This window comes from Paenibacillus sp. KACC 21273 (genome assembly GCF_028736095.1).
GTDB classification, from domain to species: domain Bacteria; phylum Bacillota; class Bacilli; order Paenibacillales; family Paenibacillaceae; genus Saccharibacillus; species Saccharibacillus kyungheensis.
The window spans coordinates 4741532-4767078 of the sequence record NZ_CP117876.1 but is presented as its reverse complement, the minus strand read 5'-3'; the positions used below and the strand labels follow the sequence as shown (position 1 = coordinate 4767078).

Genomic DNA, 25547 nt, shown 5'->3' with positions numbered 1-25547 from the left:
ATCTCAAACAAGCAACAGGTTGGACTAGAAAAGAGGTTTATAATGCAACTTCGTAAAGTGAAAATAGTAGGTACTGGAAAATATCTACCCAAGCGTACAGTAACCGATGAGGAATTGGATCAGAAGTTAGGCGTACAAGCAGGATGGACTCATAAAGCTACAGGTGTGGGCGTGCGACATTATGTAAGTGAAGGCGAGACAGCTTCAACGATGGGCGCACAGGCAGCGCAAGATGCTCTGGATGCCGCTGGTCTTACTTTTGCAGATATCGATTGTCTGGTGTGCACAAGCGGAACGAAAGAACAACCGTTACCGAGTACAGCGGTATTTATTCAGCAAGCAATGGGACAAGAAGATTCAGGTGTGCCTGCTTTTGATATTGATGCGACATGTCTTAGCTTTGTAGTAGGGTTAGATACTATGTCCTATCTGGTTGCCGCCGGACGGTATCGTTATGTTTTGTTAGTATCTACAGAGATTGCTTCAGCAGGGCTTAATTGGAATGAAAAAGAAAGTGCGGCGTTATTCGGAGATGGTGCAGCAGCAGTCATTATTGGTGCATCTACGTCAGAAGAGTCTGCCGGGATTATACATACATCGCTTCAAACGTATAGCAAAGGTGCACGTTATTCTGAAATTCAAGGCGGAGGAACTCGATTACCTGCTCATATGCAAAAGGAGTTAGCAGACCCTTTTTTATTTTTTATGGATGGACAGAAAATATTCCGCATGGCATCACGCTTATTGCCTGATTTTATCGATCAAATTTTGGAGCAATCCCAGACCAAAATGGAAGATTTCAAATTGGTGATTCCTCATCAGGGGAGTGCTATGGCGATGCGTCTGATACGCAAAAAGTTAGGCATCCATGAACAGCAATTTCTCGATATTACCCCCAATCATGGTAATACGATAGCTGCTTCGATTCCAATGGGGATTCATGAAGCGATTGTGCAAGGCAGGATTCAGCGAGGAGATCGTATATTACTAATGGGAACAGCCGCGGGTCTATCACTGGGAGGAATGGTTCTTGATTACTGATACTGAGTCAGCTCAAGCACCACAACGGATACTGATAACAGGTGGACGTGCTCCTGTAGCGCTTGAATGGGCGCGTCTTTTACATCGTAACGGTCATCAGGTCTATGTAGCTGAAAGTAGTCGTTATCATCTGTGTCGTGTATCTGAGGCTGTTCTAGCCAGCTTTCAAGTGCCACCACCACGTCAACAACCGCAAGCTTATCTCACTGCATTGAAGCAGTTAATTATACAGTATCAGATCGATCTTCTTATACCTACGTGTGAGGAGATTTTCTATATTGCGGAAGGATTAGAAGGGTTACAGCCTTATTGTCTTGTACTGACACCGAATATAGATACACTTCATCATCTGCATCACAAAGGGACATTTATCGAGCAGGTGATGTCTAGTAATCTCGCTGTGCCTATTACTTTTTCAGTAGAAGATCCATCTATAGATTCTTATGATTATGCTGTACCTGATCAAGCAGGCAATACGTTTGTACGTAAGCCGGTTTATTCACGATTTGCATCTAACGTTATTATGCCGTGGGAATCTAGACGCATTTTCGCTCAAAATAAACAATCTACTGCACCAACCTTGTCTACAACAACACACATAAAAGAAACAAACACAAAGGTTGATTCACCTCGCTGGATTGCTCAACAGTATATTAAAGGCAAAGCGATTTGTACGTATAGCATCGTTCATCAAGGAGTCGTTATCGCTCATGCAACCTATACAAGCGACTATAGAACATCACGTACAGGAGCAAGTGTATACTTCGAAGCGATAGAGCATGATCAAGCATACATATGGGTCTGTCAATTTGTGCATCATCTACACGTCGATCATCAGCAGACATCTAATTCAGCATTTAGCGGTCAGATTAGCTTTGATTTTATAGAAGAAGATTCTACAGGTATATTATATCCAATTGAATGTAATCCACGAGCAACAAGCGGTATTCATCTATTTCAGCAACAAGATCAATTGGTACAAGCAGTCATCGATCCCGATTCTTGTGTACAACGTGGACAAGTGATTATGCCGAATGTTGGAACAGCTAGAGTTCTCACATTACCGATGTGGGTAGCAGGGTTCAAATACAATCGCAGTACACAAGACTGGCGCTATTGGTGGAAAAGTCTGCAACAAGCGACTGATGTTGTGTATCAAAAAGAGGATCGTAAGCCATTTGGGGAACAATTTCGGCTCGTTATGCAAGCATATCTTACCAGTCGCGCACAGCGAATATCGCTTACAGAAGCTTTAACGTATGATATCGAATGGAACGGAAAGGAGAACCTATGACTAAAGCATTGATTACCGGCGCTACAGGATTTCTAGGCGGGCATATGGCAAGACGATTGGTAGAGTTAGGCTGGGATGTGACCGGAACAGGACGAGATCGCAGTCGTGGTCAAGCTTTAGAGCATCTGGGCGTACAGATGAACTATTATGATCTAGGCGATGCAGAACAGACGAGACAAGCTTGTAAAGGGCAACATGTAGTATTTCATTGTGCAGCACTGTCTTCGCCCTGGGGCACGTATTCCTCTTTTTATCGAAGTAATGTAGAAGCGACTCAACATATTGTAGATGGTTGTATTGAGCATGATGTCGAGCGATTGATTCATGTCTCTACACCAAGTGTCTATTTTGATGGCAAAGCTCATTACGGGATTAGAGAGTCTGATCCGCTCCCTCGAAAAGCAGTAAATCATTATGCAAGTACCAAATTATTAGCGGAACAGATTGTACAAACGGTGTATCAGAAGCAAGGATTACCATCGATGATGATTCGTCCACGTGCTATTTTTGGACCGATGGATCAGACATTATTTCCACGTCTGTTAGAAGCTAATCGTCAATCCGGTGTACCTTTGTTGCAGGGTGGACGTGCTCCGATTGATCTTACATATGTGGATAATGTAGTGGATGCGATGTTATTAGGTGTACAAGCTCCTGAAAGTGCCCTGGGTCAAGCTTATAATATATCCAACGGGGAGCCGATTCCTTTTATCGAATTGTTGACCCGTTTATTTCAACGGTTGGATATTCCTTTACATACTCGTCGCGTGCCTTATCCTGTTGCTCATGCGGTAGCTGGAACGATGGAAATGGTGTACCGAATTATCCCTGCATTGGGTGAGCCTCCATTAACTCGCTATAGTGTCGGTTCTATAGCTGTACCGCATACGTTGGATATTTCGTTAGCACAGCAACAACTGGGTTATGTACCACATATCAGTGTAGATGAAGGGTTAGAACGATTTGCAGATTGGTGGTGTAAACAGTGATCACTTCGACAGCAGTTCGATTATGGATAGGGGCGGCAGGATATTGTACACATCCTGAATGGTTGACGTTGCGTGGCGGTTCGTTACGATCCGTATCATTTCCAGCAGGGTTTGCTTGTATTCATCATCCAGAGCATGGTTATATTTTGTTCGATACAGGATATAGTGAGCGCTTTTTTGAAGAGACAGCTACCTTACCGCAATCGTTATATCGTTATATTACGCCTGTCGTATACCAACAAGCAGATTCAGTAGTAACTCAGTTAGAACTACAAGGCATACGTAGTGATCAGATTGCGTATGTGATCTTGTCGCATTTTCATGGAGATCATATTGCTGGAGCAAAAGACTTTCCGCAAGCGACATTTATCTACCTTTCTGAATCGTATCAAGCAGTCAAAGACTTGAGTGAGATACGTGCTGTCAAAGCAGGCTTTCTAGCGGGATTATTACCGGATGATCTAGCTCAGCGCTCGCATATATTACATCGCTCAGAAGCATTACCTGTAACGTCGCTCCTACATAACGATTCATCTTTGGCTACAGCACCTTCTTTGACAAATTTCCCCTGGCAACAAGGTTATGATCTACTGGGAGATAGAAGTCTGATTGCGATTGAATTGTCAGGTCATGCAGAAGGAATGATCGGGATTCTGTTATCGACAGGGACAGCAGATTACTTGCTCTGTGCAGATACCGTATGGTCAAGTAGAGCATTTACCGAAAATCGTCCACCGCATAGGTTAGCAAGTATTATTATGTCTGATCGTCAGCACTATATGCTCAATCTGAACAAATTACGTCAGCTTCATAATGAATATCCATCTATTCGAATAGTACCTAGCCACTGTAATCAAGTATTACAGCATTGGGGAGGACAATGGTTATGAAAAGACTGAGCGAACTGCTCTACACGCTTCGGATACTGTATCATTATTGGCGCACTCGCCGCTTAGCTGGGTGGACAAGTAGACCCAAGTTGATGAACTGGCAAGAAAAGAAAATCATCCAGCATATTCGCCATATCCGTAACCAATCTCCTTTTTATCGTCAATGGTGGCAGGGAGTACCTGATCATCAATGGAGAGACTTTCCGCTGATTGATAAGTCGATAATGATGGAACATTTCAATCAATTGAATACACTTGGAATTACAAAAGAGGAAGCGATGCAGATTGCCGATCAAGCTGAGCAGACGCGAGATTTTGAGCCTACTATACAAGGGGTGACAATCGGTCTGTCCTCGGGTACATCCGGTAATCGGGGGTTATTTCTAGTCAGTCCACAAGAACAAGCACAATGGACAGGAACAGTGCTTGCCAAGTTGTTACCCGGTAGTATTCGGCAACAACAAAAGATAGCTTTCTTTTTAAGAGCGAATAGCAATCTGTATGAATCGGTACAAAAAGGCAAACTGCAATTTCGCTATTTCGATCTATTGGTGCCTCTATCAGAACATATTCAGCAACTGGAAAGTTATCATCCAAGTCTGTTAATTGCACCTGCTTCGATGTTGCGTTTGTTAGCCGAGCAGAAGACAGCTGGTCTATTAACGATCCAACCACAAAAAATAATTTCAGTAGCAGAAGTACTTGATCCATTAGATCGTGAATATATAGAGTCTGTATTCGCACAGACTGTACATCAGGTCTATCAATGTACCGAAGGGTTTCTAGCGGCGACTTGTGCGTATGGTCATCTGCATCTGAATGAAGATATTGTACATATTCAAAAGGAGATATTAGATGAGCAGAGCCGACGCTTTGTACCGATTGTGACTGATTTCTCGCGTAGATCGCAACCGATTATTCGGTATCGCTTAAATGATATTTTGACCGAATCTGTAGAGCCTTGTCCTTGTGGATCGCCAATGCTCCGAATCGAACGAATAGAAGGACGTTACGATGATATTATCTACGTTGCTCATCAGACAACCAAAGAATTAGTACCGCTATTTCCTGATCTTGTTACGAGAGCAATTATAGGCGCATCGCCAGCAATAGAACATTACCGTGTGATCCAGTATGACAGCCATCAACTGGAAATAAGTTATCGTCTTACTGGAAACAAAGATTATGTAGCACACGATGAAGCTGTCGAAGCACAAATAATCGATCGTATTCAGCATATTTGCGATACTTTACAAGCCGTCACGCCAGTGATTACATTTACAGCATATGAGTTCACGCCCGGGATCGTAAAGTTACGGCGAGTGGAGCGAAAGTGGAAGTTGTGAGTAGCAGGTCAGTAGCGCTACAACCTTTTCTATATCGAAAAAAGATCATTCTAGAATAAAGTCATATGTATTCAGGCTTGAGTAGATAAAGGAGGGTATCATGTCCAACCAAGTAAAAGCGTCATCGGAACACAAACGTATCGCTTTGGTGACAGGGACATCTAGCGGATTTGGATTGTTAATTGCGGTATCCTTAGCGGAAAAAGGAATAACCGTTATTGCGACTATGCGTGATCTGACACGCAACGTAGAGCTGGCACGTATTGCAGAACAAAAAGGAATTGCTGACCGGATTCATTATTTGCAATTAGATGTGACTGATACAGTGTCGATATCTACAGCGATAGAGAACATTCAGGCGCAATACGGAACGATCGATATTCTGGTCAATAATGCAGGTTATGCTGTTGGCGGATTTATCGAGCATGTCCCGATAGAGACCTGGCGAGCGCAACTGGAAACGAATGTATTTGGACTGATTGCTGTTACCCGCGCTGTTCTGCCTGTCATGCGTGAGCAAAAGGATGGCTATATTATTAATATGAGCAGTGTCAGCGGACTGTCTGCTTTTCCCGGATATGCCCCTTATGCCACTTCCAAATTTGCGATCGAAGGATTCAGTGAAAGTTTGCGCCATGAGATGGCTGATTTTAATGTGAAAGTGGTTCTGGTCGAGCCTGGTTCTTATCGCACCTCTATTTGGGAAAAAGGGCTGGCAGATATCCATACGGTTCCTAACTCACCTTATCAATCTCGCTTAGAAGCTGTATTACGCTACTCTCGCAAATCCGCATCATCGGCTCCTGATCCACAAGAAGTCGCTGATCTAGTGGGCCGTATTGTAGAGAAACGTTCTCCTAAGTTGAGGTATGCTATTGGTGAAGGTTCTCACATTATGATCTGGGCTCGCAAATGGGTACCGTGGCGTGTGCTTGAATGGGTGATAGGACGGGCTTTGAAATCTTAAAGTAAAACCACACTCCGCACCAATAATAAAAAACAGCACCATTCATCCCTTAGCTAAAGGTGAATTGTGCTGTTTGTGATATACCGATCCATTATTTACTTGTAGTCTCGTTAGAAGTAGATGTTGTACCAGATGTACTTTTGCTACTGGAAGAAGATGTTGCAGTCTTTCCAGTAGAAGTGGATGAACTGGAAGTCGAAGAAGTGTTATCTGTGGCTCCATCATTTAACAGAGGCTCATTATTGACATCATCTTCTTCAGCTAGATTAAGACTACTCAGAAAATCTGAAACTTTCCGCAAATATTCTCGCGGATGTTCGCGGAATTCAAGCTCATGGTGAGCTCCTTGTATTACCCAGCTTCCTGAATTCGGATTGGTCTGATTTGCGGCAAGTTGTTCTGCAATCTGGTAAGGTGCTTTATCATCATTGGTTCCATGAATAAAGAAAATAGGGAACGGATAATCTTCCTTTTTCACCTGTTGATATGGAATCTGATTCAAGCTAGTACCATTAACGATCGGCAGTAGAAACTCCAAAATTTCCAGTGATGGATGTCGTGGAAGATCCAACTGCTGCTGAATATTGTAATAAAGTGTATCCGGTTCTAACAAGAATGTACTATCTAAAATCATTGCAGTCACATCTTTGGTTTTGAGTCCAGCTTGTAAGGCTGTACCTGCTCCCATCGAAAAGCCCCAGACTACAATTTCTTGAGATCCTTTTTGCTTGGCAAGTTGAATCGCTCCAAGTAATTGTTGAGATTCTTTTTTACCACCGGTGGCGACTTCTTTATTCGTTTTGGCGGCAAATCCATAATCGAACATGACTACATTAAAATTAAGTTTGTGTGCGTAGTGAGCGAGATCGTACATAGGAATCCATGTTTCTTCTCGATTCGCACCATATCCATGACTAAAAATAATCGTTTTGGACGACTTTTGTTCTGCTGGAATATACCAGCCCTGCATCATCCGGCTATCATCTGCTGCTGGAAATGTAATATCTTCGTACGCCATTCCTTTTGCCTGCATCGGATTAGAATAGACACTTGCTACTGTCGGATTAGACAGCACCCAAGCAATATAGGCATGCAGTGCCACAAAGCAAAACAGGAAAAAAAACACTATGGATAACAGGAAAGCTACCACAACATGCTTTATTCGAATCTGTCTTGGTGAAACTACAGGAGGTGTCTCTTCTAGCTCAGATGAATGGGGCTTTGCATTTTCTTGCAAAGTAGTGGACATCTTGCTCCTCCTAGAAGTGAAAATGTATTGTTCGTTCTAGCATCCATTGTTCCATGAACCGATTTGATTCGACATTATCTACTTATGGTAAAAGTCTATGACAGCAAAGTCAATGTCAGCTCAATGTCTTCTTCATTATTATCGACGTATTTCTCTTTACGATTAGAGCTAGCTTCGATATAATTTATGTAACCAAGTTTCATCCAATGAAACTTACAAAATTAGACAGTGTGCGTATGAATAGATTCAAATGCGGAGGCGACAACAATGGAAGATCGCAAGTTAACTGTACGAGCAGTAGAACGTGCGTTAGACATATTACTGTGTTTTACCCGAACGAGCGATCTTGGACTCACCGAGATTGCAACCGAGATTGGATTACACAAAAGTACAGTACATCGGTTGTTAGCGACTTTAGAAGAAAAAGGATTTGTGATTCGCAATAGCAGTACAGATAAATACCGTCTGGGTATCAAAATCTGGGAGTTATCGACCCACCTTTCCCAAAACGATGATCCTGGATTATTGTTGCTTGCAGATATGGAAGAATTACGCGAGCAATTGGGAGAAACGATCAGTCTATACTTGCGAGATGGCGACGAGCGCTTACGGATTCAAGCGGTGCAAAGTAACCAAGCTGTGCGACGTGTTGCGCCTGTAGGAGCAAGATTGCCTTTGACAGTGGGCGCATCGAGTAAAGTCCTTGTTGCTTTTTCCAGTAGCGAACAGCAAGAAGAGTTGTTGAATAGTCCGGATTGGCCGAAAACTGTCGATGTGACACATTATCGTGAACAGATCGCAGAGGTACAACGTAACGGATATTCGACCAGTTATGAAGAACGCGAACCCGGAGCAGCAGCAGTCGCTGTACCGATTTTTGATCGAACAGGAGCATTGCGAGCTTCATTATCGTTATCAGGCCCTGTTAGCCGTCTGTCGATGGACAAGTTACATGAGTATGCGCCTGTATTGATTCAAGCGGCGCAAGAGATGGGCTTTAAATTGAGATAATGGATAGATAGAGCAGTAAATAGATATAAATAGAGCAGTAAGAACGTAGAAATAACAAATCTAACACTGGGTCAAATGATATATACCGTTCAATTATTCATATTAAAAGTATATACAGCGTGACCAAGATATGATCTAACTAAACCAACAGTGAATGCCCGATTGCTAAGGTGTTCACTGTTTTTTATAACACAAAAAAGAGGCTCCCACATTAGGGAAGCCTCTTTTTGTATGACTTTATGATCTAAGCGAAATGGTTAATCAATTATACTGTTTCACCTTTGTTAGTGTTTTGCATCATTTGACGAAGTACAGTTTGCAAGATACCACTGTTATGGTAGTAATCTACGTCTACAGCACTATCCAGACGAGCGGTTACTTGGAATTCAAATGTTGTACCATCTTCACGAGTACCTTTGACAGTAACTTGTTGACCAGGTTTGACATCGTTGCTCAATCCTACAATATCAAATGTCTCGGTACCTTTAAGTCCCATACTGCTCCAACCGTAACCTTCTTGGAATTGTAGTGGCAATACGCCCATACCTACCAAGTTACTACGGTGAATACGTTCAAAGCTTTCAGCGATAACCGCTTTGACGCCTAGCAAGAATGTACCTTTTGCTGCCCAGTCACGAGAACTACCTGTACCGTATTCTTTACCTGCGATAACGATCAAGTTTTGGCCTTCTTCTTGATAACGCATCGATGCATCATAAATCGACATCACTTCATTGGTAGGAAGGTATGTGGTTACGCCACCTTCTGTACCTGGAGCGACCTGATTACGAATACGGATATTAGCGAACGTACCGCGCATCATCACTTGGTGATTACCACGACGGGAACCATAAGAGTTGAAGTCTTTACGCTCAACACCGTTTTCTTTCAAGTATTCGCCTGCTGGTGAAGAAGGAGAAATGTTACCTGCTGGTGAGATATGATCGGTTGTTACCGAATCGCCAAGCAATGCAAGAACGCGTGCACTGCGAATATCTTCGATATCTTTGATACCATCAGCCAGTTTTTCAAAGAATGGTGGATTTTGGATATAAGTTGATTTGTCATCCCACTCATACAATTCACCTTCTGGAACAGGAATTTCATTCCAACGTTTGTTCGCTGTAAATACATGCTCATAACGGCTACGGAACATTTCTGGAGAAATGGATAAGCCGATAGCGTCACGAATTTCTTTCGCTGTAGGCCAGATATCTTTCAAGTAAACTGCTTCGCCTGTAGGATCATAACCGATTGGATCATTTTGTAGATCGATATCAACCGTTCCTGCAAGAGCGTAAGCGACAACAAGTGGAGGAGAAGCCAGATAGTTCATTTTCACTTGAGCATGAATACGTCCTTCAAAGTTACGGTTACCTGACAATACAGAAGCAACGGTTAAGTCATTATCTGCAATAGCTTGTCCTACTTCGTCTGGCAATGGACCGGAGTTACCGATACATGTTGCACAACCATAGCCTGCTAAGTAGAAACCAAGCGCTTCAAGATCTTTGTCTACGCCAGCTTTTTGCAAATATTCGGTAACGATCAATGAACCAGGTGTTAAGCTTGTTTTCACATAGCTAGGTACTTTCAAGCCACGAGCAACCGCTTTTTGCGCAAGTAATCCAGCACCAAGCATAACGCTAGGGTTAGATGTATTTGTACAACTGGTAATTGCAGCGATAACGACTGCACCTGCACCCATTTGAGTCGTTTTACCGTTTGGATGACTGACTGTGATTTTTTCAGCAATTTTCTCATCAGACAATCCGTAACCACCTGCATCTACAGGAGTACGTATTGCATTTTGATAGCTGGATTGCATATTAGTCAGTTCGATGCGATCCTGTGGACGTTTTGGTCCAGCAAGACTCGGTACAACAGAAGCTAGATCCAATTCAATCGTATCAGAGAATACTGGATCAGGTGTTTCTGCAGTACGGAACATGTTTTGTGCTTTGTAGTAAGCTTCTACCAATTCAACTTGCTCATCAGCACGTCCTGTATTGCGAAGATAGAACAACGTCTCATCATCGACAGGGAAGAAACCGATAGTTGCACCGTACTCAGGAGCCATATTAGCTACAGTTGCACGGTCAGCTAGACTGATATTGCTTAGGCCTGGACCGTAGAATTCTACGAATTTACCAACTACGCCTTTTTTACGAAGCATTTGAGTAACCGTAAGCGCTAAGTCTGTTGCTGTTGCGCCTTCACTCAAGCTACCTGTTAATTTGAAACCAACGACTTCTGGCATAACGAAGTATAGCGGTTGTCCAAGCATACCTGCTTCAGCTTCAATACCACCAACACCCCAACCAACAACACCAAGACCGTTGATCATTGTAGTATGTGAATCTGTACCTACTAAGGAATCAGGGAATACTTGTAGTTCGCCATCAACAGTACGAGTAGCTGCTACAGAAGCAAGATACTCCAAGTTAACTTGGTGAACAATACCTGTAGCTGGTGGAACAGCACGGAAATTATCAAATGCTGTTTGTGCCCAGCGCAAGAAACGGTAACGCTCTTCGTTACGTTCAAATTCAATATTCATATTATATTCAAGTGCATCAGGCGTACCGAATGCGTCTACCATAACGGAGTGGTCAATAACAAGGTCAACCGGTACAAGCGGATTGATTTGTTTTGGATCGCCACCGGATTTTTTAACAAAATCACGCATAGCAGCTAAATCAACAACTACAGGTACACCGGTAAAATCCTGAAGCACGATACGTGCAGGGATAAAAGGAATTTCTTTCTCTTCGCGACCTTCACTCCAGTTCGCAAGTTGATTAACATGTTCTTCAGTGATCGCACGTCCATCATATTGACGAACAGCAGCTTCAAGAAGCACACGAATCGAGAAAGGAAGTTTGGAAATGTGCTCATAACCTTTTTCAGCTAAAGCATTAAGGCTGTAATAACGGTAAGACTGGTCTCTCACTTTCAGTTCTCGGCCAACAGAAAATGAATCTTTTGGTGACATAGATGCCCCTCCTCAAATAAAATACGGCTTACTTTTTGGATTTTGCGTTACAGGGAAAAATCCTCTACATTTTGGCAAATGATCTTGACACGCTTGCTGGATAAAATTAGAAATGAAAACGGTTCAATTCATTACTATTCTATACTATTAAGCAACTAAAATCGAATTATTCAAAATGAAGAAAGGTAAAAAGTTTTATAGTTTCATACAGTGAAACACAATTTCAAAAAGTAACTCTTGTATTAAGTATACCGTTTACATGATAGGTAGTAAAGATTTTTTTGGAAGAAATTTGATTCAATTACAATCTTAAAAAGGAGTTGATTGTGGTTCGATAATATCTTTTTAAGTAAAGCAATAATTTTCTGAATTGTATCCTTCCTTAAATAGTAGAAATTTGATCCAAATCGTATAAACATAATGAGTTACTTTATACACTCAATTTTTTTCTATATAGTTATATGAATACTAAATATTTACTTTTGATAAAGAGTGAAATGACAAAATTCACTTCCTTTTTATTAGATGATAGTAGGGTGGTATCAGATTAAGAACGTATTATATGAATAATTTTATTTTTACATTTAAAACAAATATTGTAATTGAATACGTTTGATGATAATTTACAAGGGACATGTCGAACAGTTAGCTGATTTTCAAATGACAAAGGAGGAATAATAATATGGTGTTGAGAAAAAGCCTGATGATGGTACTAGCAATGATAATGGTATTCGTGACAGTTGGGGTATCCAAATCGTCTGCTGCTACTGGATTTTATGTAAGCGGTACCAAATTATATGATTCGACAGGAAAGCCTTTTGTCATGAGAGGGGTTAACCATTCTCATACGTGGTTCAAAAATGATTTGAATGCCGCTATTCCAGCTATCGCCAAAACAGGTGCAAACACCGTACGTATTGTATTATCCGATGGAACTCAATATACCAAAGACGATATCAACTCTGTAAAAAATATTCTGGCGCTAGTCAATCAATATAAAATGATCGCTGTCCTTGAAGTGCATGATGCAACAGGAAGCGACGATGTAGCCAAATTAAATAATGCTGTGAACTATTGGATCAGTATCAAAGATGCTTTAATTGGTAAAGAAGACCGAGTAATCATCAATATTGCTAATGAATGGTACGGCTCATGGAACAGTGAAGGTTGGGCGAATGGCTACAAACAAGCTATTCCTAAATTGAGAAATGCAGGACTTAATCACACACTAATCGTAGATGCTGCGGGTTGGGGACAATATCCACAATCGATTGTAGATTACGGACAAGCTGTTTTAGCAGCCGATTCTAAAAAGAATACCGTATTCTCTATTCACATGTATCAGTATGCAGGTAAAGACGATGCTACTGTAAAAGCCAATATGGAGAATGTACTCAATAAAGGTCTTGCTCTGATCATCGGCGAATTTGGTGGATTCCATCAAGGGGAAGATGTAGATGAGTATGCTATTATGAAATACGGTCAGCAAAAAGGAGTCGGTTGGTTAGCATGGTCATGGTATGGTAATAGCTCTGATCTGTCTTACCTTGATCTCAATAATGGCCCCGCAGGTAGCTTAACAACTGCTGGAAATATTATTGTGAATGATCCTAATGGAATCAAAGCGACTTCGAAAAAAGCAGGTATTTACCAATAATAGATTCAGTCATCAATCATTAATGAAGTCTACAATAAAATACGAAAAAACAGCTGAGTGTTTGAGCTGTTTTTTTGTTATTTAGACATTGGGGATTAGGAGCAATACCTTTATAATAGAAGACAGTAATCAATCAAGTACATAATAGAGGAGCTGAGCAGAGATGAGAGAGTGTCAGAATTTAGCTGAGGTTAGAGAAAGTATCGATCAATTAGATGAACAGATCATCCAGTTAATCAGTGAGCGTAGTCAATACGTCAACCAAGCCGCTTCTTTTAAAAAAGATATAGATGCAGTGAAAGCACCCGCTAGAGTAGAAGCCATAATTACCAAAGTTCGCCAACTGGCAACAGAGCACCAACTAAATCCTACTATTGCGGAAAATGTATATCGAGCGATGATTGCTAGTTTTATTGAAGATGAGCTACAAGAGCATCAGCGGATTCAGTCAACACCACCGTCATCTCAATAAAGAAGATCATCACAAAGAAAATAACTATACTTAAGGTAGTTGTTATCGACTACCTTTTTCTAATACAAATAGAAAGTGAAGTCAGTCCTTTACTACAAAATTAGATAAGCAGACAAAGTTTTTTTGCAGTGTTTTTGTACAAGCTTTATACTGAATACAGGTTATACAATAACGATCATTTACAATAGCATGTATCAATATGTTTTCATATGTACAATGACTAACGGGGGTTCTGACATGACAGCAACAAAATTAACAGTAGGTTTGATTTACGGTGGTAAATCTGGTGAACACGAAGTTTCTTTACAGACTGGATTTTCTGTATTAAATGCAATCGATTATAACAAATATAACGTAGTACCGATCTATATCGATCCTCAGGGACGCTGGAATATGGGGGACGCGTACCATGCAGCACCTGCTCAATTAAGCGATCTACAGATCCGTGGTGGTGGAGAAGCTACTTCACAAGCGATGAGTATTCTTTGGAAAAAATTAAGCGGACAAACTAGTGAAATTGACGTATTGTTCCCGCTTCTTCATGGTACATATGGTGAAGATGGCACGATTCAAGGACTTTTTGAAATGATGGATATGCCTTATGTTGGTGCAGGTGTACTTGCTTCTTCTACAGGTATGGATAAAGCGATTATGAAAAAGTTATTCGCTCAAGCTCATTTGCCACAATGCAAATATGAGACTTTTATTTCAAAAGAATGGGAAACACAACAATACGATATTTTGACAACGATCGAAACGAATTTAGGGTACCCTTGTTTCGTCAAACCCGCTAACTTGGGCTCAAGCGTAGGTATTTCCAAAGCTAAAGATCGTGCTGAATTAGAAACAGCGATTGCTTATGCACTACGCTATGACTTGAAAGTTGTTGTAGAAGAAGCTGTAGACGCACGCGAAATCGAAGTCGGTGTACTTGGTAACGAATTACCACAAGCTTCGGTTCCTGGCGAAGTCGTATCTAATAGTGATTATTATGACTATGAAGCAAAATACATCGACGGCACATCTCAAATGGTGATCCCTGCTGAAATTGATAGCGAACTTGCTGAAAACTTACGTGAACTGGCTATCCGCGCATTCCGCGCAATAGACGGAAACGGCTTATGTCGTGCCGACTTCTTTGTACGTCGTAGCGATGGTGAAATCTTTATTAACGAAGTGAACACAATGCCAGGCTTTACCGCATATAGCATGTACCCATTACTATGGCGCGAAACTGGTACAGCCTATCCAGATTTATTGGATCAATTGATCACTTTAGGTATAGATCGCTATAACCAGCGCCATGAACTGAAATACGGAAGAGAATAGTCTAGACTAGAACGATTCTCATTAGACCAGATGGATAGTGCGATTCACACATAGAATAATGTAGATAAAAGAGTATTCTTTTTACTATTCATCACATTATTCTCCAAGCCCTATCTCTAATGATATATATTTCAATCATTTTTATATTGTCGTTATATTACTAATCATAAAACACCCTACAAAAAATTCATTAATTTACCCCAGTAAATCATGAATTTGTCCCTAAGTTCTCTAAAGTCTTGAAAATCTCTAAAATCTCCACCAGCCTTACTATCTCTACACCATAAATACTAAACAACAAAACATTAAAGCATTTCAATCATCAATGTGCTAAAGGTGTTCAAGGTATTAAATGTACAAACCCGCGTGGAAAAAGTGTAGGTACCTTTAGCGGAGGAGATAGAATGTTCTGAAAGTCGCATTTAAGACTCGGACATCGACTGCTTGTAGTCTAATTTAGATATCCGATCTTAACAGCGATGGGAAGAACATCTATCCCCGAAGCGTCCGTACCTCACCTCAACCACCGCCTACTCGAAAGGAGCAATGACCATGGGATTTCAAACCGAATTTAACTCTGTATGCAAATTCAAAAACGAACAAGAACTGCTCGAACTTTTAGAATACGGCAAAGGCAAAATGCTCAAAAGTGGATTTCGCGTCTATCCAACCGGACAAAAAGTTATCGCTTATACACCGAAAAATGTAGCAATCGCAATTGTGAAAATCACAGCATCTATCGCTGAAATCAATTTTCAAGGTCGGGAAGTAACCGCAGTAGAATTGGAATTAGTTCGCAAATTAACAGACGAAGAAGCACGAGTGCAGACCGATCTTGCACATGAAATGTTTTTCGGAGAGCAAGAATCGGTTTAATCATACACATACAGAATCCTATCATCATCAAATGCTTTTCTTCTGTATACACCAGTGAATATTACTCTAGAGGAGGCACTTGAAATATATGATTGTACGATTCGGCTATGTGGCGATGTCACTTGAAATCGCAGATTCTTCACCTTCCAAAACAATGACTATGGCTAGATTTAGCAAACTGCCAGATCGCGAAGCAGGATTGCGTGCGTTAGAACAAATCGCAACAACCAACTTACACAATACACTGCGTTTATTACGCCATAATGTAGCAGAAGGTATCCAGATGTATCGCTTTTCATCCAAATTGATTCCGCTAGCGACTCATACTGATTTGCATGATTGGAATCCGTTTGAAGCGTTAGCAGAACCATTTGCAGAGATCGGCGAGTATGTGCGTAAACATGATCTACGAGTATCGTTTCATCCCGATCATTATACAGTGCTCAGTACACCAAGACCGGAAGTGCTGATCTCGTCAATTCGTGATCTGCAATATCATGTAAATATGCTCAAAGCGATGGGGCTGGATGCTCGTTCGAAGAATAATATTCATATCGGCGGTGCGTATGGGGATAAGCCTACGTCTGCTGCACGTTTTGTAGAACATTTTGGTCGCTTGAGTGCAGAGATTCAGTGCCGGATTACGCTTGAAAATGATGACAAAACGTATACTACCGGTGAGACGCTTGCAGTCGCTCAACAGACTGGATTACCGATGGTACTAGATATCCATCATCATATGGTGAATTGTCATGGAGAACCTGCTTCAGACTGGTGGGAAGAAGTCGCCAAAACATGGGAATCTCCATTAGCACGCACCGATGTGCCTGAAGGTGTACATTTACCACCCAAAATCCATGCCTCTAGTCCAAAAAGTGAAACCGATCGCCGAAGTCATGCTGACGGTGTAGAAGCGGGCCCTTTACTTGATTTTCTAAGAGTAGCTGCACGTACTTCTTCTCATCTGGATGTGATGCTGGAAGCGAAGCACAAAGACCATGCGTTATTTCAATTGATGCGTGACTTGACAATGTATGAAAACGATGGAGTACGGATCATAGACGGTGGAAGTATCGAAGTGTTCTCATGATATAATGTAGGTAGATGTCAATTCCAGAAATCAGGGGGAATGAAATGATGGAAGAACAACAAAAAGTACCTTATGTAGTGAGCGGAAAAAGCAAAGTAGCAGTAGCTATTAATGCAGCTTCCAAAACGGGAGAATGGATCAAAAGCAAACTAGGCGATTATAAACAGTTGAACACCAAAGTATCTTCACAAGATTTGGTAACAGAAGTCGATAAAGGGGCAGAACAAATGATTCGCAAATTGATCTTAACGTACTGCCCGGACGATGAATTTTTGGGCGAAGAAAGTGTAGGCGCAGGCGCGGCGGCTTCCGCTCAAGCAATCAATGCGGTTAAAGATTCAGAATATGTATGGATCGTTGATCCTATCGATGGCACGACTAACTTTGTGCATGGTTTCCCATACTATTGTGTTTCGATTGCGTTAGCACACAAAGGCGAAGTGATTATTGGTGTGATCTATGATCCTTCTCATGATGAATTATTTGTAGCTGAAAAAGGCAAAGGCGCTTATGTGCATGGTAATCTAATGAAAGTCTCGCAAGAAGCTACACTGGGTGAAAGCTTAGTGGCTACTGGATTCCCGGCAGATCGTGGTGAATCGTTACGTCTGAATATGAGTGGACTGAATGCGATTGTACCGAAAGTACGCAGTATTCGTAATGGAGGTTCAGCAGCTCTACATTTAGCTTATGTAGCAGCAGGACGACTTAGCGCTTATTGGGAAATTGGATTAAATGCTTGGGATCTGGCGGCAGGTTCACTGTTAGTGACCGAATCCGGCGGACGTATTGGCGATATTTCAGGTGAAGATTATCATCTAGCTGTACGTAATGTATTAGCAACCAACGGTCATATTCATCAAGAATTAATGACTGAATTACATGAGGCAGGCTTACAACATATTCCTGCGCAAAAGTAATCTATAGATCATCGACCAATTGCTCAGCTTACGATTAGTATCTCTACTTTTTTGGGTAATCATAAGATAGAGAAAGAAGTTATACTATAACGCATAAAGTCCTTATGGCGAATCTATTATTATCGTTAAAGGAGTGAGTCACGATGAGTTCATTTGAGAAATCAGCAGAAGAATTGGAACGCGAATTGACCGAGCGTCTGACAGAAGGTCTGATGCAAGAAGAAGATCGTGAAGCAAGAGAACGACGGATGATCCCTTCAAAGTATGAGATTCGGATTCAGACGACACTTGATCCAATCGCTGAAGAAACTAAGCAGTATCGCAAAATGGCAAAAGAAATTGATGGACGTTATGATGAGTATATGAACAAAATCAAGCGCCCAGAGTCAACAGATGATACAGAGTCTCGTTGATTATAGGATACAGGGTACAGAGCTGTTATCTATCACCCTCCAGGGAAAATAGATAACAGCTTTTTTGGTGTGCATACGCCAACAAATTAGATAGAGATATACAGACACAGAAAGGGTGAAGCAGTGAATGAAAAGCAATTCTAAAGGCATACTGTATTTTGTCATGATTATGTTTATTCTGGTCAGTAGTAGTGCAGGTATAGGAAGTTCAGCTGTACATGCAGCGACCACAAGTCAGACTCCAGATCCCAAGCGAGCTTTTTCACATATGGTCTTTTTAGGAGATTCGCTTACAGCAGGATACGAACCAGGTGTAAAAGCTTCTCATTACGATGGCTTTGCACCACGAGTAGCAGAGCAAGGATTGTTCCGTGCAACCGTACAATCAGATAATCACAGTATACTTGGACTTACCAGTACAGGGCTGGATAATTATCTAAGTGCAGTCACCGCAGGAACAGCGATCACGACTAAAGATATCCAAAGCAATTTGCCAGGAGCAGTCTATACGTTAGATACAGTTCAAGCGAAAAAAGATATTGCGCAAGCAGATCTAATTACGGTCACGATTGGTGGCAATGATTTTTTGAATGCGCTGGGTTCTTTAAATGAATTACCCCAAGACATTTCCAGTCTTAATCTAGATCAAGTAGGAACAAAGTACAAAATCAATATCGACAATATTATGAAGCAAGTCACATCACTCAATCCTAAAGCAACTATCGTGGTTGCAGATCAATATCAACCTATGCCTGTTCAAGTAGGCACCAAATTATATGCAGGGCTTAATACAGTCGCAAATCAATTTAGCCAGATTGTAGATCAAACAGCGAAATCGTATGTAGCCAAAGGATATGATGTACGTGTAGCTCATATCTCCAAAGACTTCCCGGGCAAAGAATTAGCGATGACTCATATCGCTGAGGGAGATATCCATCCGAATCAGACTGGATATGATGCGATAGCACGTACATTTATACAGACGATCTGGGGAAGCAAAGGCTACCTGAGTCCATTTGTCAAAGGACAATCTAGCTCTTCTGCAACACCTGCCATTGTAACGAATGGGCAACCGTTAGCAACAACATATAAGCCTATTATTCGAAATGGCAAAACGTATGTAACGTTGCGAGATGTAACAACAGCTCTAGGTGCTACAGTAAATTGGTCTAATACTTCACAAACAGCTACGATCCAAAGTGGCAAAAACAAAATCAGTATTCCTGTAAATAGTCCAAAAATAAAAGTAAATGGTGCTACGCAGTCTGTCGATTATGCTGCTTTTGTCCAAACGACTAAAGGAATAAGCAAAGTCTATGTACCTTTAACTGTACTCACTCAAGCATTTGATTATGATGTACAATATGTAGACCGCTGGAAAGCTGTTTTTGTCAGATCATAATTGAAGTGAATTCATAATATAAGTAACGATTAACGATGATAATGACCAAGTGACAATAGAAAATATAGCAATAAAAGAAGACATTCTATCTTAAAGGATGTCTTTTTTTGCTAATACTATCAATAGATTTGTGAACCTATTTATAAACATATACTGAAATTTTAGATCATTCACGCTATAATAAACATACAGTAATTGGAATTTAATTAATAAAAATGTAAACGTTATCATTGAAAATGTAAATACGTCGGGGTAGCAAAGGTGGAAACCATTCTTATGTTTACCAGAATTAAAAGCGCTTACAATAATTTAGGTATTCATCGTAAAATGTTGCTACTGATCTCTGCATTGTTGTTAGGAAGTTTTGCTTTTTACGCATTGGTATTAAGCAATCTGTATGAAACGTATGATAGCCAAATGTACGAAAAGACATCTGAATTACTGAATATGTCTTCTGTTGGTATTGAAAATCAACTGAAAGATATGGAGCATTTATCATTTAAAGTGGTTACCGACGAACAATTGCAACGCTACTTAACAGAGCTGGAACAGACCAATTCAGTGTATCAAAAAAATGTATTACGCAAAAAGCTAACCAATCGGTTGATCGCTTTTGCAGGTTCGGAGCCTTTTGTCTATTCGATGATGGTGATCGACAAAGAAGGTGAGGTAATGTCAGCAGGCAATCGAGAAGGGATACCGGCTGAATTGCGAACCGATCTAACCACATTAGCAGATCAGAATGATGGAGCCAATTCGTGGTATGTCGGGGGCAAGTCTTCTTTGTTAGCAGTTCGTCAATTCAAGGCTTTTACCGGATCAACCTTCACGCTCAAAAATCTAGGTACAGTGATTATTCGGATTCGGATAGACCGGATTGTCGATAAACAGGTGCATCAGTCTGCTGGAAGTACACTTGTGATCGCAGATCATCAACAGATTGTTTATCCTGAAAAGGTGTCATTTAGCGAAACTGAGATCAATCAAGAATTGAGTCGTAATCAGCCTTATGGTGTAGTGAATTTGCCGGAAGGTGGTTATTTCTCTGCTCGTATTCAATCGCCATATACCGGATGGACATACTTGCATATGACGCCATTTGATCCGATGTTTGAACGAATAACATGGATGAAGCGTCTGGTGACGATTATATTTATTGCGATCTTTTTACTAGGGCTGGCATTTGGCACACGATTATCGCGCAGTATTACAAGACCGATGGAACGCTTGTTGCAGAAAATGAGAACCGTAGAGACTGGCAATCTGGATCGTCTGGAAGAATTAACACTCGGGCCTGTGCTTGAAGGATCACAGACTGAAGTAGGGTTACTGCACCGCACATTTAACCGAATGTTACTGCGAATCAGTGAATTGATTGATGAAAATTATGCCAAACAATTGATTATTCGCGAAACTGAACTCAAAGCGCTACAAGCACAGATTAATCCTCATTTTCTCTATAACACCCTAGAATCGATTAACTGGATGGCGAAAGTCAACAAACAATCCAAAATCTCTGAAATGGTCGAAGCGTTAGGCTTTTTATTACGAAGCTCTGTCAATATGAGCGAAAAATTGATTCCGTTAGGACGCGAACTTGATATTGTTTATAGCTATGTCACGATTCAGCAGATGCGCTTTGAAGAACGTTTGCATTTTGAAGTCGATATTCCTGACGATCTTAAAGATGCACTAATTCCCAAATTAACGCTACAACCGCTGATCGAAAATGCGATTCATTATGCGTTGGAGCCGAGTGTTAACGTGTGCCATATTCGTATTGTAGTGAGACATGAAGAAGATCTGCTCTATATCAGTGTAGAAGATGACGGACCGGGAATGACGGCTGAATTTCTAGAACGTCTACATAGTGGACAAGTACAGACGCGTGGTGAAGGGATTGGACTCAGCAATATAACCGAACGGATAAGGCTGACATTTGGCTCGGATTACGGAATGGAGATCGAAAGTTTGCCCGGTGTGATTACTGCTTTTCATATTCGTATTCCTTATGAGAGAGGGGAAGCGCAAGATGTATAAAGTATTGTTAGTCGATGATGAACGGATGATCTTGGAAGGGATATCACAGGTCGTGAACTGGCATGAAAGTGGAACCGAATTGATCGGCACCGCACGTAATGGACTGGAAGCATATGAGCGTATTCAAGAAAATTGCCCTGATATCGTGATTAGCGATATCTCTATGCCTGGACTCGATGGAATTGGACTGGTCGCCAAAACCCATGCTGCATTTCCAGAGGTACGCTTTATTATGTTGTCCGGTTATAAAGATTTTGATTATGCCCGTAGAGCGATGCAGTACGGGGTGAAACATTATTTGGTGAAGCCTTGTAACGAACGTCAGATTCAAGAAGCGATCAGTGAATTATTATCCGAACGTGAGGTTGAGCATGAGCGTGATGAATTTGTAAACAGTATGAAAGAGCAATTTACACGCATGTTGCCACAGGTGAAAGAACAATTTCTGAAAGAATTTATCGCTAATAAAATGTATGGTGTGCGTGATCTTGCTTATTATGAGCAATTATTTCATCTGAATCTGCGTGACCGTCCGGTACGAATGGCTTTGATGCGTGTCGAAGAATCGCATGAATATGAACATTTATTTGCACTCAAAAATATCGCTGATGATCTACTAGATGGTGTGTTGATGGGAACAACGATTCATATGCAAGATGAGTTACTACTTTTACTGGATGATCCTGAATCGATTACCAAGCTGATTGGTGATCTGGAACATGTACAACAAGTGTTTGCAGGCTTTTACAAATTAGATGTGACGATTGCTCTAAGCGAACCGGATTATATGATCTCGTTACGGCGAATGTATCGGGATACACAGCAATGTATGAATCACCGCTTTTATGTAGGGGAAGGCAGTATTATTACCAAGTCGGATCTAGCATTAGCTGATCAGAAAGATAATACTTCGTTTGAAATGGATGAAGAAGCATTCACATTGTTAATTAAATCCGGACAAATGGAAGAAGTGACCGCAGAGATTGATCGTTTATTTATAACATTAGCGGAATGGCGACATGATATCGGAGTGACGCGCTCGTATGTACTGCAATTATATGCAGTGATGATCCGTCTATGCTTGCCAGAAGAACGTTCTTTATTTACAGGTCGAATGGCAGAACTGGCAATGCTAGATACATTAACTGGATTACATGAGTTCGTACAGGAAGCCGCTGCTTACTTAACGATGAGTTACTATAAGAGCAATGTGAATCGCCAATCTTCTGTCGTCAATAAAATGATTCAGATCATCGAGCAAAATTACACCAGTGCTGAATTATCACTAAACGGAGTTGCTAATCAAATGCTGTATATGAACCCGGACTACCTCGGTAAGATTTTCAAAAAAGTGACTGGCGATAATTTCTCTCATTATGTCAATCGTTATCGAATCGAACGCTCCACCGATCATATCCGTCGTAGCGGTGATGTGAAAGTATTCGAACTCGCTGAACTGTTCGGATTCGGTGGTAACTCGCAATACTTTAGCCAAGTGTTCAAAAAATGGACAGGCATGACCCCAACCGAGTACCGGAAAAGTGAAGAGTAGAGCAAAAGCAAATACAAAATAAACTATTTGTAGATATAACTTATTGTAGCTATAACTTATAAAGAAGTTTTATCTTTTGGAGTTTACTTGTCTAACTATTATGCTGTGATGTAAATGAATGGATACGAATAATAGTACACTTCAACAAAGAACAAAGAACAAAGAACAAAGAACAAAGAACAAAGAACAAAGCGACTTTTGATGGTCGCTTTTTATTTTGACTCAAATCTATCTAGCGTATCTCAGCGCACAAGCGAAGAGCATCATCATATTCTGAAAGAGCGAAGCGATCGCCTTTGTCATGAAATCCCTACCGCATAGCGGTTATTCAAGGGAGTTCATGACAACAAGCGACGATAAGAATAAGATGATGATCGTAGCGACAGCCCCTTGATACCGTAAAACAAACCAAGTTCATACAAATATCCGTCTTAGCAGAAATTCAGACTACTCTGTTTTTTACACGATCACATCGGATTTGTGTATTCAATTGTGATCTTCCATCTGCGAAAATGAAGGTACAACTTAAATGTAAGCGTTAACAAAAAAGGAGCGTCAGCACATTCTACTTATTGATTTTGAGCAATATGAACAGCAATCATCAGCTTGATTAACGAAAGGGGAGAATATAATGAGAAAAAAGACAGCACTGGTATTGATGGTTACAATTCTACTTTTCATCACAGCTTGTGGTAATTCAGGTGGCGGAGGTAGTAATGCTAGTGGAGGTACAGACGGTAAAACACTTCGGATCGCCTGGTGGGGATCAGATACCCGACATGAATATACTCAGAAAATTATTGATATGTACAAAGAGCAAAACCCCGGTGTGAATATTGATATCGAATATGCTTCTTTTGATGATTATTGGAAAAAGCTAGCTCCACAAGCAGCTGCTAATCAATTACCGGATATTATGCAAATGGATGTATCGTATATTAGCCAATACGCTAAAAACGGACAATTGGAAGACTTGACCCCATACTTAGGAAGCAAAATTAAAGTCGATGATGTGACTGAAAACGTACTTAAAACAGGTGTAATAGGTGGCGTACAATACGGTATGCCAACAGGGGTTAACGTTTTAGGATTCCAATACGATCCAGCGATTTTGAAAAAAGCAGGGATCAGCGAAATTCCAGACAACTGGACTTGGGATCAATACAAAGAAATCGCACTTAAAGCGAAAGAAAAAGGAATCTACTTTGATAGCTCGATGGCAGCAGATATTTTCTTTAACTACTTTTTACGTACCAAAGGTCAATCGCTTTACAATGCTGAAGGAACAGCACTTGGATATGAAGACGATGCGCTATTCACCGAATTCTTCGGTATGTTAGCTGAACTGATTAAAGAAGGCGCAGTACCTTCTCAGGAAAAATTGAACCAGACCAAAGGCATTCTAGAAGAATCCGATATTGTAAAAGGTACAGGCATCGGAATCTGGCAATGGTCGAATCAATTCGTAGCGTTACAACGTGTCGTCAATCGTCCGATGGAGCTTGCTCCGATGGTAGGCCCTGATATGGAAAAAGGAATTTATATGCAACCAAGTATGTACTGGGCTGTAGCGAAAAGCTCGCAATCCAAAGACGAAGCAGCTAAATTTATCGACTTCTGGATCAACAATCAAGATGCCAATAAATTGATCAAAGGTGAGCGTGGTGTACCAATTTCTGCGGCTGTTAAAGAAGCTGTAGCACCAGAACTAAGTGAAACCGAGAAACAAGTATTTGATTTTGTGGCTAAAATGGAGCCAATTAGTTCACCAATGAGCCCACCACCACCTGTAGGGTCGGCTGAGATTATTGCAGCATTAACCGATTATGTAGAGCAAATTAACTTTGGACAAGCCACTGCTGCTGAAGTCGCACCGAAGTTCCGGGCAGATGCGAATGCGATCTTGTCGAACAATCAACCGTAACGAACTCGTTAGCTGATAGATGTAGAGAACGTGAACCGATCGCTGGAGAATGTATATCCAATCGGTTCACGATTTTCTTTCAAAATCTCA

Annotated in this window: 20 protein-coding genes; 18 read left to right on the top strand and 2 right to left on the bottom strand. The window is 41.0% G+C overall.

Annotated features, from left to right (window positions below):
• Positions 1-42: 42 nt before the first annotated feature.
• The 6 genes from PQ460_RS20890 to PQ460_RS20865 all read left to right on the top strand — a co-directional run bounded on the left by PQ460_RS20890 (position 43) and on the right by PQ460_RS20865 (position 6527).
• Positions 43-1041, top strand: coding sequence for a beta-ketoacyl-ACP synthase III (locus PQ460_RS20890; protein ID WP_273614775.1), 999 nt, complete (start codon positions 43-45; stop codon positions 1039-1041).
• A complete protein-coding gene (locus tag PQ460_RS20885) occupies positions 1031-2335 on the top strand; it encodes an ATP-grasp domain-containing protein (protein WP_274171048.1) in 1305 nt (434 codons plus the stop codon). Before PQ460_RS20890 ends, PQ460_RS20885 begins: the two co-directional genes overlap by 11 nt.
• On the top strand, positions 2332-3324 hold the full coding sequence (locus PQ460_RS20880) for an NAD-dependent epimerase/dehydratase family protein (protein WP_274171047.1): 993 nt from the start codon (positions 2332-2334) through the stop codon (positions 3322-3324). The genes PQ460_RS20885 and PQ460_RS20880 overlap by 4 nt, the downstream gene beginning before the upstream one ends.
• The gene (locus tag PQ460_RS20875) at positions 3321-4214 is read left to right on the top strand and encodes an MBL fold metallo-hydrolase (protein WP_274171046.1); all 894 of its coding nucleotides are present in this window, start codon (positions 3321-3323) and stop codon (positions 4212-4214) included. Before PQ460_RS20880 ends, PQ460_RS20875 begins: the two co-directional genes overlap by 4 nt.
• On the top strand, positions 4211-5560 hold the full coding sequence (locus PQ460_RS20870) for a F390 synthetase-related protein (RefSeq protein ID WP_274171045.1): 1350 nt from the start codon (positions 4211-4213) through the stop codon (positions 5558-5560). The genes PQ460_RS20875 and PQ460_RS20870 overlap by 4 nt, the downstream gene beginning before the upstream one ends.
• Positions 5561-5660: 100 nt before the next feature.
• Entirely contained in the window at positions 5661-6527 is an 867-nt protein-coding gene (locus tag PQ460_RS20865) for an SDR family oxidoreductase (RefSeq protein ID WP_274171044.1), read from the top strand.
• 91 nt (positions 6528-6618) lie between these two features.
• On the opposite strand, the gene PQ460_RS20860 is transcribed toward PQ460_RS20865, so the two are convergent.
• A complete protein-coding gene (locus PQ460_RS20860) occupies positions 6619-7776 on the bottom strand; it encodes an alpha/beta hydrolase (RefSeq protein ID WP_274171043.1) in 1158 nt (385 codons plus the stop codon).
• Positions 7777-8043: 267 nt separating this feature from the next.
• Here PQ460_RS20860 and PQ460_RS20855 point away from each other — a divergent pair, with 267 nt between their 5' ends.
• On the top strand, positions 8044-8787 hold the full coding sequence (locus PQ460_RS20855; RefSeq protein ID WP_273614782.1) for an IclR family transcriptional regulator: 744 nt from the start codon (positions 8044-8046) through the stop codon (positions 8785-8787).
• Positions 8788-9052: 265 nt separating this feature from the next.
• On the opposite strand, the gene acnA is transcribed toward PQ460_RS20855, so the two are convergent.
• Positions 9053-11782 (bottom strand): aconitate hydratase AcnA, encoded by a 2730-nt coding sequence (gene acnA, locus PQ460_RS20850; RefSeq protein WP_273614783.1) that lies wholly within the window; start codon positions 11780-11782, stop codon positions 9053-9055.
• A gap of 682 nt (positions 11783-12464) precedes the next feature.
• Between acnA and PQ460_RS20845 the strand changes: the two genes are divergently transcribed.
• From PQ460_RS20845 to PQ460_RS20795, 11 genes are all read left to right on the top strand, one after another.
• A complete protein-coding gene (locus PQ460_RS20845; RefSeq protein WP_274171042.1) occupies positions 12465-13439 on the top strand; it encodes a glycoside hydrolase family 5 protein in 975 nt (324 codons plus the stop codon).
• A 163-nt stretch (positions 13440-13602) separates the two neighbouring features.
• On the top strand, positions 13603-13911 hold the full coding sequence (locus PQ460_RS20840; RefSeq protein WP_273614785.1) for a chorismate mutase: 309 nt from the start codon (positions 13603-13605) through the stop codon (positions 13909-13911).
• Between the two features lie 237 nt (positions 13912-14148).
• Positions 14149-15240: a D-alanine--D-alanine ligase gene (locus PQ460_RS20835; RefSeq protein ID WP_274171041.1), complete on the top strand. Its 1092-nt coding sequence runs from the start codon at positions 14149-14151 to the stop codon at positions 15238-15240.
• Positions 15241-15792: 552 nt separating this feature from the next.
• On the top strand, positions 15793-16116 hold the full coding sequence (locus PQ460_RS20830; RefSeq protein WP_274171040.1) for a hypothetical protein: 324 nt from the start codon (positions 15793-15795) through the stop codon (positions 16114-16116).
• A gap of 88 nt (positions 16117-16204) precedes the next feature.
• Positions 16205-17206 (top strand): UV DNA damage repair endonuclease UvsE, encoded by a 1002-nt coding sequence (uvsE, locus tag PQ460_RS20825; protein ID WP_274171039.1) that lies wholly within the window; start codon positions 16205-16207, stop codon positions 17204-17206.
• A gap of 47 nt (positions 17207-17253) precedes the next feature.
• Positions 17254-18126 (top strand): inositol monophosphatase family protein, encoded by an 873-nt coding sequence (locus PQ460_RS20820; protein WP_273614789.1) that lies wholly within the window; start codon positions 17254-17256, stop codon positions 18124-18126.
• Between the two features lie 143 nt (positions 18127-18269).
• Positions 18270-18539, top strand: coding sequence for a hypothetical protein (locus tag PQ460_RS20815; protein WP_273614790.1), 270 nt, complete (start codon positions 18270-18272; stop codon positions 18537-18539).
• Positions 18540-18666: 127 nt separating this feature from the next.
• Positions 18667-19941, top strand: coding sequence for an SGNH/GDSL hydrolase family protein (locus PQ460_RS20810; RefSeq protein WP_274171038.1), 1275 nt, complete (start codon positions 18667-18669; stop codon positions 19939-19941).
• Positions 19942-20217: 276 nt separating this feature from the next.
• On the top strand, positions 20218-21981 hold the full coding sequence (locus PQ460_RS20805) for a sensor histidine kinase (RefSeq protein ID WP_273614792.1): 1764 nt from the start codon (positions 20218-20220) through the stop codon (positions 21979-21981).
• A complete protein-coding gene (locus PQ460_RS20800; RefSeq protein WP_274171037.1) occupies positions 21974-23533 on the top strand; it encodes a response regulator transcription factor in 1560 nt (519 codons plus the stop codon). Before PQ460_RS20805 ends, PQ460_RS20800 begins: the two co-directional genes overlap by 8 nt.
• Before the next feature lie 631 nt (positions 23534-24164).
• A complete protein-coding gene (locus PQ460_RS20795) occupies positions 24165-25457 on the top strand; it encodes an ABC transporter substrate-binding protein (protein WP_274171036.1) in 1293 nt (430 codons plus the stop codon).
• The last annotated feature ends 90 nt before the right edge of the window (positions 25458-25547 follow it).

Coding starts and splice junctions, on each gene's coding strand:
- PQ460_RS20890 (WP_273614775.1), top strand. CDS start 43: ATGCAACTTCGTAAAGTGAAAATAGTAGGTACTGGAAAATATCTACCC.
- PQ460_RS20880 (WP_274171047.1), top strand. CDS start 2,332: ATGACTAAAGCATTGATTACCGGCGCTACAGGATTTCTAGGCGGGCAT.
- PQ460_RS20870 (WP_274171045.1), top strand. CDS start 4,211: ATGAAAAGACTGAGCGAACTGCTCTACACGCTTCGGATACTGTATCAT.
- PQ460_RS20865 (WP_274171044.1), top strand. CDS start 5,661: ATGTCCAACCAAGTAAAAGCGTCATCGGAACACAAACGTATCGCTTTG.
- PQ460_RS20860 (WP_274171043.1), bottom strand. CDS start 7,776: ATGTCCACTACTTTGCAAGAAAATGCAAAGCCCCATTCATCTGAGCTA.
- PQ460_RS20855 (WP_273614782.1), top strand. CDS start 8,044: ATGGAAGATCGCAAGTTAACTGTACGAGCAGTAGAACGTGCGTTAGAC.
- acnA (WP_273614783.1), bottom strand. CDS start 11,782: ATGTCACCAAAAGATTCATTTTCTGTTGGCCGAGAACTGAAAGTGAGA.
- PQ460_RS20845 (WP_274171042.1), top strand. CDS start 12,465: ATGGTGTTGAGAAAAAGCCTGATGATGGTACTAGCAATGATAATGGTA.
- PQ460_RS20840 (WP_273614785.1), top strand. CDS start 13,603: ATGAGAGAGTGTCAGAATTTAGCTGAGGTTAGAGAAAGTATCGATCAA.
- PQ460_RS20835 (WP_274171041.1), top strand. CDS start 14,149: ATGACAGCAACAAAATTAACAGTAGGTTTGATTTACGGTGGTAAATCT.
- PQ460_RS20830 (WP_274171040.1), top strand. CDS start 15,793: ATGGGATTTCAAACCGAATTTAACTCTGTATGCAAATTCAAAAACGAA.
- uvsE (WP_274171039.1), top strand. CDS start 16,205: ATGATTGTACGATTCGGCTATGTGGCGATGTCACTTGAAATCGCAGAT.
- PQ460_RS20820 (WP_273614789.1), top strand. CDS start 17,254: ATGGAAGAACAACAAAAAGTACCTTATGTAGTGAGCGGAAAAAGCAAA.
- PQ460_RS20815 (WP_273614790.1), top strand. CDS start 18,270: ATGAGTTCATTTGAGAAATCAGCAGAAGAATTGGAACGCGAATTGACC.
- PQ460_RS20810 (WP_274171038.1), top strand. CDS start 18,667: ATGAAAAGCAATTCTAAAGGCATACTGTATTTTGTCATGATTATGTTT.
- PQ460_RS20805 (WP_273614792.1), top strand. CDS start 20,218: ATGTTTACCAGAATTAAAAGCGCTTACAATAATTTAGGTATTCATCGT.
- PQ460_RS20800 (WP_274171037.1), top strand. CDS start 21,974: ATGTATAAAGTATTGTTAGTCGATGATGAACGGATGATCTTGGAAGGG.
- PQ460_RS20795 (WP_274171036.1), top strand. CDS start 24,165: ATGAGAAAAAAGACAGCACTGGTATTGATGGTTACAATTCTACTTTTC.